Origin of the sequence: Elstera cyanobacteriorum (genome assembly GCF_002251735.1) — a bacterium.
Classification (GTDB): domain Bacteria; phylum Pseudomonadota; class Alphaproteobacteria; order Elsterales; family Elsteraceae; genus Elstera; species Elstera cyanobacteriorum.
This window is the reverse complement of sequence record NZ_NOXS01000031.1, coordinates 317388-329388: the sequence shown is the minus strand read 5'-3', so window position 1 is coordinate 329388 and position 12001 is coordinate 317388. Positions and strand designations below refer to the sequence as shown.

Below are 12001 nucleotides of genomic sequence, written 5' to 3'. Positions count from 1 at the left end.
CGCTCACCGCATTCCACGGTTCTTCAAACATCTGGATGCCGGTCATCGGCCGACTTCGAATTCTTCAGATCGCCTTTTGGCGAAACTTTTCTGGGTTTCTTGCAATAAGCTCTTCGACAAGCCGCAACCCCCAAACTTCCCCTCTGACCCGCGCCAACTCTTTGATTGCGCTTTGCTTTGACTCCAGAATTTGCATGAGTTCCAGCGGACGCAATGCTTCAACTTCAGCCAACTCCTGATCCGTCAGCGGCTTTTTATCCTTCATCTTCAAGGAGGCTGGCAGCGAAACTAAATCCGAAAGACGCCGCATTTCATCGGTCGTGAACGTATCGGCGAAAACCTCAGCCAAAAGGTCTGTAATCTCGGGAAGCCGCCGTTCAATTTCCGGAACAATGTTCTCCCGGAAAAACGCAACCAGTTGCTCAGGCTCCTTCGGGTTATACCGCTGCGCCAGAACGAGGAGGGACGCACCCAAGTTTTTCCGTAACGCGTCTTTCACCTCGTCGACGTTTTTGACGTACTGGAGAAACTTGACTGAGTAGGCAAGCCGTAGCGGCCGCGATGCTTCTTCCGAGGTCGCCGTCGGCTGAGCCGTCACTCCTGGGGCCGGGGTCTGCGTCGTCGTACAGCCGCCTAACAGCCCAAGCGCCAGAAGAACTGCAACTGCCCGCATCATCCCCTCACTTCGACGCGAGGAACGCCGCCGCGCCGAGCATTGCCCCGCCGGAGACTTTGTTGAATAGCGTCGTCTTCCCGCGCTTCGCCAACTCGCGGCTGATGAAGGCCGCGCCGAGGCCGTAGCCCAGCATCACCGCCAGTTCGATGGTGAAGGCCACACCGCCCAGCACGCCGATTTGCAGCGCTACCGGCACGGTCGGATCAAGGAACGGCGGGAACAATGCCCCCCAGAACAGCATGGCCTTGGGATTCGATAGCGAAGTAGCGAAGCCTTTGACGAACAGAACGCCGCCGCTGGCGCGGGTATCGGCCTCCCCGGCTTGTGCCGCCATCGGCGGGGCGCGCCACGCCTGTACGGCCAGGAACACGAGGTAAGCGACACCGCCCCAACGCACGATTTCGAACAGGGTTGGGGAAGCCATCAGGATCGCCCCCGCCCCCAGCGCCGAAATCAGCATGAACCCGGCGAGGCATAGGATCGACCCGGCAATCGTCCAGATCGCCCCGCGCGCCCCGTTGGTGATGCCCTGCGCCATCGTCATCATGGCGTTCGGCCCCGGCATGACCGAGATGATCGCGCAGAGCCCCGCGAAGGTCAGGATGACGTGCAGGTCCATGATCTTACTCGGCCGCCGCCGCGAGGCTGCCCGCCTTCGACTGGATATAACGATGGATGCTTTCCGCCGCGTCGCGCCCGTCGCGGATCGCCCAGACGACGAGGCTGGCACCGCGCACGATATCGCCCGCCGCGAAAACGCCGTCGAGATTGCTCATCATCGTCTTGTGATCGACGCGCAGCGTGCCCCAGCGGGTAACGGCCAATTCCGGCGCACCGAACAGCGTCGGCACGTCTTCGGGATCGAAACCCAGCGCCTTGATGACCAGATCGGCTTCCAGAATGAATTCCGACCCGTCGAGCTTGGTCGGCACCTGACGGCCCGAGGCATCGGGCAGGCCGAGGTGCATTTCGACGGCCTTCACCGAGCGGACGTGGCCCGCGCCGTGGAAGCTTTCCGGCGCCGTCAGCCACACGAAATCGACGCCTTCTTCTTCGGCATTCTGCACTTCGCGCTGGCTGCCCGGCATATTCGCCCGATTGCGGCGGTACAGCAGCTTCACCGACGCCGCGCCCTGGCGAACCGCCGTGCGCACGCAGTCCATCGCCGTATCGCCGCCGCCGATGACGACGACCTTCTTATCCTTGGCATTCAGCACGCCGCTGTCGAAATCCGGCACCGGATCGCCCAGGCCGACCTTATTGGAGGCAACGAGATACGACAGCGCGGGAACGATACCCGGCAGCGTGTCGCCCGGCGCTTCCAACTCGCGCGCCTTATAAACGCCGGTGGCCACCAGCAAGGCATCATGCTTTTCGCGCAGTTCCGACAGCATGGCGTCGCGGCCCACTTCGAAATTGCTGTGCATATGAATGCCGCCATCGGCCAACAGCTTCGTGCGGCGCTCCACCACGTCCTTTTCCAGCTTGAAGCCGGGAATGCCGTAGATCAGCAGGCCGCCCATGCGGTCGTAGCGATCGTAGATATGCACCTGATAGCCCTTGCGGCGCAGCGCTTCCGCTGCCGCCAGCCCCGCCGGGCCACCGCCGATGATGCCGACCGACTGGCCACGCTCCGTCCGGGCAACCGGCGCGGCAACCCAGCCCTGTTCCCAGGCGGCATCGGTGATGTATTTTTCGACCGCGCCGATGGAGACGGACTCGAACCCCTTCTCGATCACGCAATTGCCTTCGCACAGGCGGTCCTGCGGGCAGATGCGGCCGCAGACTTCCGGGAAACTATTGGTCGCCTGGCTGATCTCATAGGCTTCCTGCAAGCGGCCTTCCGCCGTCAGCTTCAGCCAATCGGGGATGTTATTGTGCAGCGGGCAATGGACCTGACAGAAGGGCACGCCGCATTGCGAGCAGCGCGACGCCTGCGCGGTCGCTTCCGTAGCGCTGTAGCGGCCATAGATTTCGTCGAAATCGGCCCGGCGATCATCGGCATCCCGCTTGTCCGGCATGGCCTTGGCCAGCTTGGTGAAGCGCTGCATCACCGCCTTTGCGGCAACCTGGGCCTGCTGAGCCGTCTGTTCCGCTGCCGTCTTGTTCGACTTGGACGCCATTGCGCCGATCCTTCCCTTCCCGAAAACCCATACCCGTTTGGGGAAGGACAGGGTTACCGACCAAAAGGGCGGTTTTCCAGGGAAAACGCACATATAGGACCGAAACGGGATTAATTTCTGGCATGATTGCGAGTTAGTCGCAGTAAAATTCCTGGAACCGCGCAAAAATAGGTCAATTTTGCTTACCACTTGGGTGCCCAGGACCGTTTTGGTCGAGGATCAGCAAGCCGCTTTAGAAACCTGTCGCAGAATGGCTTTTTCGCGCAGCAATCCGTCTCATCATACTATTGCAGGAGATTTTCCACGCATTTACAACCCGGCTTGACGGGAGAATATTAATAAAATACTAACAAAATCCTGGGGAATGCGAAACCGTTCAATCCGTTCAGGAGCATCATGCCTTTCCGTCTTATTCTGGCCTTGGCCGCAACCCTGATGGCCAGCCAATTGGCCGCCTGCGCGACGGTCGTCGAGGGCACCGAAGATAAAGTGTCGTTCGAGACCACCCCCGCGGGCGCCCGCTGCGGTATCGAGCGCGACGGCGCCAAACTCGGCACGGTCGATGCAACGCCGGGTACGCTGACACTGGTGAAATCCAAGGCCGATCTGGCCGTCACCTGCGAAAAGACCGGTCATCTGACCGTGACCGAACGGGTGGAGAGCGAATTTACCGGCGCAACCATCGGCAATATTCTTCTGGGCGGCGGCGTCGGCCTAATCGTCGATGCGGCGAGCGGCGCCAACAACCGCTACCCCGCCTTAGTGAAAGTCATTCTGCCACCGGAAAAATTCCCGACCCCGGCCGAGCGCGACAGCTACTTCGATGGGCTGAAGGCCGATATCAACGGGCGCTACGATAAAATCGCCGCCCGCGCGAAGGAAACCTGCCCGGCGAACAATCAAGCCCAGTGCGATTCGGAAACCACGAAGGTCGAAGAAAAGCGCCAGAAGGAGCTGACGGCGCTGGAAACCAAACGCCAGGCCGTCAAAATCGGTTAATCTGCGTGCCCCCTCCCCGCTTAGGCGAGGGGGCACTTTTATTACCGGCCAATCAGTTCCAGCGTATGGCGCGTTAGGGGCTGATTGCCGCCCTCGGTCACTTCCACGGTCATCCCGGGGCACATGGCGATGCCTACGTCGCTATCCATCAGGATCATATGCAGGAAGAAGACCATCCCCGGCTGAATGATTACCGGGTTGCCAGTGTAGAACATCGGCCAATCCATCCAGTTCGGCGCGAAGGTCGTGCCCAGGCTATACCCGCAGGCGTTCAGCCGGTGCGGGGTTTCCCCGGCGGCATCGCAGACGCGGGCATAGGCATCGAACACCCCGCCCACCGGCTCGCCCGGTTTCAGCGCCGCCCGGCAGGCCGCCAGCGCATCCATCGCAACACCGTGCAACGTGCGGTGCCGGTCGGTGATCGTGCCAACGGGGATCGTCTGCATCAGGCAGGCGTGATAATGGCGATAGGCCCCGGCGAATTCGAGCGTGATCTGGTCTTCCGCGCCAAGGTATTTGCGCCCGGTGAAATAGCGGCACAGCAGCGCATCGCGCCCCGACCCGATGATAAACTCATTGGCCGGATCGTCGCCGCCGCCGCGATAGATCGCCCCGTGCATCGCCGCCAGAATATCGCCTTCGAACGCCCCCGGCGCGACGGTTTGATGGGCCGCATCCAGCGCCGCATCGGCCAGTTCCGCCGCGCGGCGCACATAGGCAAGTTCGGCGGGGCTTTTGATCAGCCGGAGGTTGGTCACGAGGTCGGAGGCTTCGACCAGCGTGAAACTGTCCTCCAACGCCGTCACCAGCCGCTTGCCCAGGGCATAGGGCAGCCCGTAGGCGTTGAACTCCGCCCCCAATTTTTTACCGGATAGGCCGAATTCGACCAGCACCGCCTTGAGGTCTAACACCGGGTCGGCGCCGTCGCGGTCGGCCCAAATGCGGATATCCTCGATCATCGACGTATGTTGCGCTTGGCGCAGATCCGGCGCCCGGGTGATCAGCATCAGCCGCCCATCGACACCCAGATAGAGGCACTGGAAATAGACGTAACCGAAGGTGTCGTAGCCGGTCAGGTAATACATGCTTTCCTGGCGGAAAATCAGCAGCCCATCCAGCCCCTGTGCCGCCATCGCGGCGCAGGCCGCCGCCCGGCGCCCGGCCAGTTCTTCCGCGCTGAAATGCAGGGCCATGACCGGGTTCCTTTCCAGATGATTTCCGTCTCGCCAGTTAATCAGAGCGGCGAACCAGACCGCAAGGCATGTTTGTACGCAAAGCGCACACAAAAAAACCGCCCCGAGGGTCGGGGCGGTTTTAAACCATGCGTAGCGAGAAAGGCCTAGGCGCCGTGCAGGCTGCCGAACCGCCCGCCGGGCTGGAAGCGCGCCAAATAGGCGGGCATGATCGCTTCGACCGTTGCGCCCGCAATGCCAAGCTCTTTCAGTCCGGGGAACTTCCCGCTCGGCAGATTATCGACCTTCAGCAGCTTCACCTGATCCAGCGTAATCGGCGCGCCCGGCAGCATGCCGACGAAAAGGCCGATAAAGGCCGCCACCGGGAAGGGCACCGGCAGCAGTAGCGCCGATAGATGCGATGCGGTCAGCGTGAACTGCATCAGCTCCTTGAAGCTATAAGCCTTCGGCCCGCCGATTTCGTAAATGCCGCGCACCGACGGATCGGTGACCGCCTTGACGATGGCATCGGCGACATCGCCAACGAAAATCGGCTGAAAGCGCGTAGCGCCGCCGCCAATCAGCGGCAAGGCTGGGGCCGTCCGCGCCATCGCGGCGAATTTATTGAAGAACCCATCATCCGGCCCGAAAATGATCGACGGGCGGAAAATTGCGGCGTCGGGGTAGAGGGCCAGCACCGCCGCTTCGCCCGCCGCCTTGGTCTGGGCATACTCGGACTCCGAGTCCGCATCAGCCCCCAGCGCCGACATCTGAATAAAGCGCGGCACCCCCGCCGCTTTGGCAGCCTCGGCGGCGCGCTGGGCACCCTCGGCCTGCACGGCCTGGAAGGATTTATTGCTACCGCCCGGCGCCAGAATGCCGACGAGATTGATCACCACATCGGCCCCGGCCATCGCTGCCGCAAGCCCGGTGCCGCGCGCAATATCCACCGTCATCGGCACGATCTGGCCGACATCGCCGAGGGGCTTCAGGCGCTTGGCAAGCTCGATGTTCCGCACGCCCAGACGCACTTGCGCGCCGGTCTTCGCCAAGCGCTGCACCACATGCCGTCCGACGAAGCCCGAACCCCCCAGAACCGTAATCACCTGCGCCATTGGATCACTCTCTCATACAATGCTGCGGACAAGGCCGCTGGCCCTGCCCTTCCTTACACGAGCGGCGCCCCGGCTGGAAGAGGGCGCGGGCCTATCGCAATGCGGCGCTTTCGCCCGTCTAATCTTCCTCGACCGCGAACAGCACGGCGCCGCTCAAACTCTCGCCCGGCGAAAGATCGACAACCCCACTGTCCGACACGCCCGCCGCGCGCAGATTGATAGCGTTATTAAGATGGGTCACCGGTTCGGCACAGAAGAAATCTTGGCCCATCGGCGAGTAGATCACCACTTTGCCGAAAATCGGGTCGGCGGTCATCGTCAGGCTCAGGCCCTTGTCGCGCCAGCGCACAATCGCGCGGCGGCTCCAGCCCGCAAAGCAATTATCCAACTCGATTTCCGCCATCACCCGCCCGCCCGCGAAGTCCCAGGCCGGGGGTACCGGCATTTCCAGCAGCGGCAACCGGGTTTCGTCGCTTTTCCAGAAGGTCGGCGCGTAAGTGGTCAGCGTCGCCCCAGCTTTCGGGAAGAACGGATGCAGCCCTAAGCCCGCCGGAAAGGCGCGAATATCCTCGTTCGTCAACGTCATGCGCACGGTCAGGCCGGTATCGGACAGGTCGAAATGCTGAATGGCGCGGTAGCTGAACGGCCAGCCTTCTGCCCCATCGTGCTGGTAGACCAGCGTCGCCGCTTTCGGGCCGGAGGCGACGACCTGCCAGGGATGGCGGAAGCCATCACCGTGGATCGCATGCAGCGGATCAATCGGCCCCACCGGCCCGGCCTGATAGCGCACACCGCCATAGCGGAAGCGGCCTTCCTTGATGCGGTTGGAAAATGGCACCAGCGGATAGCAGCCCAGCGACCGCGCCGCGACCAGCCCTTCGGCGGGCGGCGGGCGGAACAGCGGCGTGCCGTCATGGGTGAAATTCGCTACCGCCCCGCCAAGCGTGGGGACGAGGTCGAGAACCAAGGGGCCGGAGGCGAGGGTCAGCAGGGAATGGTTCATGGGGCAAAGCGTCGCAAGGGGGGAGGGATACCCCGACCTTAGCCTTGCCAAAGCCCCCCGGCTAGTGCTGATCTGCGGGGAAATCAGTCACATAAGGGACACGCGCGTGACGCTGAAAGATCATATTCGTCCGGTGCCGGATTTTCCGAAGCCGGGCATTCTGTTCTACGATATTTCCACCCTGCTGGCCCATGCTGCGGCGTGGAAGGAGGCCGTGCGCCAGTTGCACGCCGCCGTCGCGCCGCTGAAGCCCGACGTGCTGGTCGGTATCGAATCGCGCGGCTTTCTGGTCGCGGCGCCGCTGGCGCTGGAACTTGGGGTCGGCTTCGTCATGGTGCGCAAAAAGGGCAAGCTGCCCGGCGACACCATCCGCCATTCCTATGCGCTGGAATATGGCGAGGACACGATTGAGATTCAGGACGGCGCCGTGCAGCCCGGTCAGCGCGTTGTCGTGCTGGATGATCTGCTGGCTACCGGCGGCACGATGGCGGCGGCCGTCGAACTGATCCGCAAGGTCGGCGGCACGGTGGCGGGCAGCGCCTATCTGATCGAACTCAGCTTCCTTAAGGGCCGCGAGCGGTTGGCCGCGCTGGGCGTGCCGAGCCATAGTTTGATGGTGTATGATAGTTAGACGGTGAGGCAGATGGCGAGGTGCTTTTCTGGCGCGAAATGCACTGGGGATTGCCCGAAACGCACTTGATATTAGTACCAATAAACAGTACTAAATCTTTCATGAAGAAGCGTCACAAGGCTACGCTGGAGCTGATTTTCGCACGACCGGTTAACGGCTCAATCCGCTGGACCGATATTGAGGCGCTGCTTGCAGCGCTAGGGGCGGAAATCAGCGAGCGGGAAGGTTCGCGCGTGGGGGTCTTCCTGTTTGGCGAAGTGCGGGTCTTTCATCGCCCGCATCCATCGCCGGATACTGATAAGGGCGCTATCGCCAGCCTCCGAAAATGGCTGGACGAACACGGAGTAACGCCATGAAGAATGTCATCGAGATTAATGGCGAAAGGGCGGTTGTCGCTTTTGATCCTGAAATTCAGATGCTGCGCGGCGAGTTTATTGGCCTTAGCGGCGGGGCGGATTTCTATGCCGAGAGCGTCCGCGACTTGGTTGAGGAAGGCCGCAAATCCCTGGCCGTCTATCTTGCGATGTGCAAGGAAAAAGGCATCGAACCACGCCGCAAATTCTCGGGCAAGTTCAACGTCCGGCTCGCGCCCGACGATCATGCGGCTGCCGCAATCGCAGCCGCCGCAGCCGGCAAGAGCCTGAATGAATGGATTGCTGGAACGATTCGGGAAGCCGCGCGAGGAGCTTAAACCCTAACCCGCGTTCTCGGTTGCCCGCAGCACTTTCATCAAAGCCACCATCTGCTTTTTCACCGGCTTGGGCAGCGGCTGGAAATGGCGCAGCGCGGTCATAGTGTCCGGGTCGCTCAAGGGATTGGGCGCCCCGGCGTCGGGTAAATCCGTGAAAAACAGCATGATCGGCACATTCAGAAGATCGGCGATCTGATACAGCGTCGAAACGGTAACCCGGCTGCGCCCGTTTTCGTATTTTTGGATTTGCTGGAAGGTCACGCCCAGCCCCTCGCCGAGTGCCGCCTGCGTAAGGCGCTGACTGCGACGATAGAGTTGAATGCGGGCGCCGATGCATTGATCGATAAAAGTCAGTGCTTCTGTACGCGGCGGGCGGCCCCGGCGGCGACGGGGAACGACTATATCCTGCGGCATGATCGGCCTCACCCTGCTGGCAGGCGCTGTGTTGCGGTACGCCCCCGCGAACAGCACTCCTGACCCCTTTAGTCGGGGAGGTAGAAAACCGCAGCAAAACGGTCCCTGTGGCCTTTAGCACGGGGTGCCTGGACATGCGCCACAGGCTCCCCGACCCGAAAGGTCAAGGATACAGGCACCCTAACGGCGGGTACCAACCGTTTACTGAGGGGTTTCTACGCCCCAGGGCGCGCGTGACGCCCCAGGGTTGTATAGCAGATCATTTTCGGAACGGAAACGCCGCAATACCCTGCACGGCATAGGCGGCGGGATGGGTTAGGTGAGCCATTTACCGAGACCCTCTTCCTCCCCGGCACATGGATTGGAGCGCGAGGGTTGACGGTGGGATGCCTTCCGCCCCTCCTCCAGCACGCGCAGAATCTCCGTCAAGACCCCTTCGGTATTCTGAAGGATATCGTTATTCCAGAAACGCACTACCCGCCAGCCCCGGTCAATCAGCCAAAGCGAGCGGCGCTCGTCATAATGCGAATCGGTATGCTGCCCACCATCCGCCTCAACGGCAAGCCGACCCTCCAGGCAGGCAAAGTCTAAAATATATGGCCCTACCGGATGCTGACGCCGAAATTTCCAGCCCCCTAACTGCCGTCCTCGCAGGGCCGACCACAAGCGCCGCTCGGCATCCGTCAGGGCTTGCCGCAGACGGCGTGCATGGTTGTTGGGGCATTGCCCGTTTATAGCATAAAAGTGGCCTTTGCTCATCTTAACAAAGGTTCTAACCGTACCGGGGATCCCCCTCTCCCCTTGGGAGAGGGCCGGGGTGAGGGAATAATCTCCGCAGGCCAGTGCGCTGCCCCCTCACCCGGAGCCTACGGCTCCTGCCTCTCCCGGAGGGAGAGGAGTAGGAGAAGGCCGATCCGGCAGCAGCTTTCCCACTAAGGCAAGCGCGGTTTCCACCGCCGTTCCTTGCTCTGTACCAACTGATTCCGGCAACCTTGAGGCAGCGACAGCGGTTTTCACGGCGTCGGCCAGCGTTTCCGCCGTTACCTGCACGGCCTGCCCTTCGGCGAGCAGCGCGGCCACATCCTCGCGGAAATTGTCCATATGCGGGCCGAAGATCACCGGGCAGCCGAGGCGCACCGCTTCGGTCGGGTTCTGGCCTCCGTGGGGGATGAAGCTGCCGCCGATCACCGCGACACGGGCGAGGCGGTACCAAAGCCCCAGTTCCCCCATCGTATCGGCGATATAGAGGCCGTGGGCGGGGATATCGGCGCCCTGCGAGCGGCAGGGGGCGGCAAGGTCCGCCGCAATCTCCGCCCCACGCTGCGGGTGGCGGGGGGCGATGATCGTTAGCAGGTCAGGGAAATCAGCCAATAGCGCCCGATGGGCGGCGGCGATCAGGGCTTCCTCGGTCGGGTGGGTGCTCGCCGCGACCAGCACCGGACGGTCGCCAAGACGGGCGCGGGCGGCGGCGAGAACCGCCGCGTCCACCGGCAGGGGGGCAGCGGCGAGCTTTAGGTTCCCCGCAGCCTGGACCCGCGCCGCGCCGAGGGCGGAAAACCGCGCCGCATCCTCCGGCCCGCGCGCCAGCACTTCGGTAAAGCACCCAAGCAGCCGCGCGATGATTGGCTTCGCCCGCTGCCAGCGCCGGAAGGAGCGATCCGACAGCCGCCCATTGACCAGCACCATCGGCGTCCGCCGCCGCTGAAGCTGGGTCAGGATCGTCGGCCATAGGTCGGATTCGGTCCAGATCACCAGATCGGGGCGCCAATGGGCAAGGAAGCGGTCCACCGCCCCCGGCGCGTCGAGCGGCACGAATTGGTGCAAGGCGCCGGGCGGCAACCTTTCGGCCATCAGCGCCGCCGAGGTGATGGAACCGGTGGTGATCAACAGCGTCACCTGGGGCCACTCCCGCCGCAGCGCCTCGATCAGCGGCAACAGGGCCAGGGATTCGCCGACGCTGGCGCCGTGCAGCCAGATCAGCCGCCCTGCGGGGCGCACGGCCCCCGGCACCCCCAGCCGTTCCCGCCAACGGGTCGCATGCTCCTTCCCGCGCGCGCGCCGCCGCCCAAGATAGACCGGCAGCAGCGGCGTCAGCCCCCACCCGAGGGTGCGGTAGAGCGCCAGCGCGGCGGCAGCCATCATGCGGCGGCCAGGGTAGCCTGATAGGCGGCGTAGGTCTGGGTAATCCCCTCGCGCAGCGACAGTTTCGGGCGCCAACCGAGGGCGGTCAGGCGCGAGACATCCAGCAGCTTGCGCGGCGTACCGTCGGGCTTGCTGGTATCCTGCACCAAGGCCCCGTCGAAACCGACGATCTCCTTAATCATCCGCGCCACCTCACCGATGGCGATATCGTCACCGACACCAACGTTGATGATGTCGTCGCTATCGTAGGTCTGCATCAGGAAGATCGCGGCATCGGCCAGATCGTCGCAATGCAGGAACTCGCGGCGCGGCGTGCCGGTGCCCCAGATCACCACTTCTTTCGCGTGGCTCTGCTTTGCTTCGTGGAACTTGCGGATCAGCGCGGGCAGCACGTGGCTGTTGTTCAAATCGTAATTATCGCCCGGCCCATAAAGGTTCGTCGGCATCAGTGAGATGCCTTTGAAGCCGAACTGGCGGCGGTAAGATTTGACCATCTCGATCCCGGCGATCTTGGCGACCGCATAGGCGGAATTGGTCGGCTCCAGAATGCCGGTCAGCAGATGCTCTTCCTTCATCGGCTGCGGTGCGAACTTCGGATAGATGCAGGAAGAGCCGAGGAAGACGAATTTTTCAACGCCCGCCCGGTAAGACGCATCAATCAGATTGGTCTGGATCAGTAGGTTGTCGCGGATGAAATCGCCGGGGAACTGATTATTCGCCTGAATGCCGCCCACCTTCGCCGCCGCATCGAACACGAACTGCGGCTTGTGCTGGGCCAAATAGGCATCGAGCGCCGCCCGGTCGGTCAAATCAAGCTCGGCCCGGAACGGCGTTAGCAGGTTTTCGAACCCCTGCGCGCGCAACTGGCGCACAATCGCCCCACCGACAAGGCCCCGCGCCCCGGCCACCAGAATCTTCGCCGACCGATCCATCATTCCTCCTTGCCCCTTAGGGCGTGATAGCGGGGATGTACGATGCGCGGGCGCCCCCTGCAAGGGGGGACTAGCGACGGGCTGCCCTGCCGCCTATAGTGCC

General features: G+C 62.7%; 14 protein-coding genes. 4 read left to right on the top strand and 10 right to left on the bottom strand.

Going from position 1 to position 12001, the window contains the following annotated elements; translation table 11 throughout:
- Window positions 1-64: 64 nt before the first annotated feature.
- Genes CHR90_RS08870 through CHR90_RS08860 form a run of 3 tightly spaced genes read right to left on the bottom strand, consistent with a single transcriptional unit; the run spans window position 65 to window position 2727 of the window.
- A complete protein-coding gene (locus tag CHR90_RS08870) occupies window positions 65-676 on the bottom strand; it encodes a DUF2059 domain-containing protein (RefSeq protein ID WP_094408621.1) in 612 nt (203 codons plus the stop codon).
- Between the two features lie 4 nt (window positions 677-680).
- On the bottom strand, window positions 681-1295 hold the full coding sequence (locus CHR90_RS08865) for a LysE family translocator (RefSeq protein ID WP_094408620.1): 615 nt from the start codon (window positions 1293-1295) through the stop codon (window positions 681-683).
- A gap of 4 nt (window positions 1296-1299) precedes the next feature.
- A complete protein-coding gene (locus tag CHR90_RS08860) occupies window positions 1300-2727 on the bottom strand; it encodes an NAD(P)-dependent oxidoreductase (protein ID WP_094408684.1) in 1428 nt (475 codons plus the stop codon).
- Between the two features lie 468 nt (window positions 2728-3195).
- Between CHR90_RS08860 and CHR90_RS08855 the strand changes: the two genes are divergently transcribed.
- A complete protein-coding gene (locus CHR90_RS08855; protein ID WP_094408619.1) occupies window positions 3196-3798 on the top strand; it encodes a hypothetical protein in 603 nt (200 codons plus the stop codon).
- Between the two features lie 41 nt (window positions 3799-3839).
- On the opposite strand, the gene CHR90_RS08850 is transcribed toward CHR90_RS08855, so the two are convergent.
- The 3 genes from CHR90_RS08850 to CHR90_RS08840 all read right to left on the bottom strand — a co-directional run bounded on the left by CHR90_RS08850 (window position 3840) and on the right by CHR90_RS08840 (window position 7088).
- Window positions 3840-4991 (bottom strand): M24 family metallopeptidase, encoded by a 1152-nt coding sequence (locus CHR90_RS08850; RefSeq protein WP_094408618.1) that lies wholly within the window; start codon window positions 4989-4991, stop codon window positions 3840-3842.
- 146 nt (window positions 4992-5137) lie between these two features.
- A complete protein-coding gene (locus tag CHR90_RS08845) occupies window positions 5138-6085 on the bottom strand; it encodes a complex I NDUFA9 subunit family protein (protein WP_094408617.1) in 948 nt (315 codons plus the stop codon).
- A 118-nt stretch (window positions 6086-6203) separates the two neighbouring features.
- A complete protein-coding gene (locus tag CHR90_RS08840) occupies window positions 6204-7088 on the bottom strand; it encodes an aldose 1-epimerase (protein WP_094408616.1) in 885 nt (294 codons plus the stop codon).
- A 106-nt stretch (window positions 7089-7194) separates the two neighbouring features.
- Here CHR90_RS08840 and CHR90_RS08835 point away from each other — a divergent pair, with 106 nt between their 5' ends.
- From CHR90_RS08835 to CHR90_RS08825, 3 genes are all read left to right on the top strand, one after another.
- Window positions 7195-7719, top strand: coding sequence for an adenine phosphoribosyltransferase (locus CHR90_RS08835; protein ID WP_094408615.1), 525 nt, complete (start codon window positions 7195-7197; stop codon window positions 7717-7719).
- A gap of 101 nt (window positions 7720-7820) precedes the next feature.
- Entirely contained in the window at window positions 7821-8075 is a 255-nt protein-coding gene (locus CHR90_RS08830; RefSeq protein WP_094408614.1) for a type II toxin-antitoxin system HicA family toxin, read from the top strand.
- Window positions 8072-8410, top strand: a complete 339-nt coding sequence (locus CHR90_RS08825; protein WP_094408613.1) for a type II toxin-antitoxin system HicB family antitoxin — start codon at window positions 8072-8074, stop codon at window positions 8408-8410. The genes CHR90_RS08830 and CHR90_RS08825 overlap by 4 nt, the downstream gene beginning before the upstream one ends.
- Before the next feature lie 3 nt (window positions 8411-8413).
- Here CHR90_RS08825 and CHR90_RS08820 read toward each other — a convergent pair whose 3' ends face one another.
- From CHR90_RS08820 to CHR90_RS08805, 4 genes are all read right to left on the bottom strand, one after another.
- Window positions 8414-8824, bottom strand: coding sequence for a helix-turn-helix domain-containing protein (locus CHR90_RS08820; RefSeq protein WP_094408612.1), 411 nt, complete (start codon window positions 8822-8824; stop codon window positions 8414-8416).
- Window positions 8825-9139: 315 nt separating this feature from the next.
- Window positions 9140-9583 (bottom strand): endonuclease domain-containing protein, encoded by a 444-nt coding sequence (locus CHR90_RS08815; protein WP_094408611.1) that lies wholly within the window; start codon window positions 9581-9583, stop codon window positions 9140-9142.
- Between the two features lie 96 nt (window positions 9584-9679).
- A complete protein-coding gene (locus tag CHR90_RS08810; RefSeq protein WP_229671544.1) occupies window positions 9680-10966 on the bottom strand; it encodes a 3-deoxy-D-manno-octulosonic acid transferase in 1287 nt (428 codons plus the stop codon).
- On the bottom strand, window positions 10963-11901 hold the full coding sequence (locus CHR90_RS08805) for a GDP-L-fucose synthase family protein (protein ID WP_444542354.1): 939 nt from the start codon (window positions 11899-11901) through the stop codon (window positions 10963-10965). The genes CHR90_RS08810 and CHR90_RS08805 overlap by 4 nt, the downstream gene beginning before the upstream one ends.
- Between the last annotated feature and the right edge of the window lie 100 nt (window positions 11902-12001).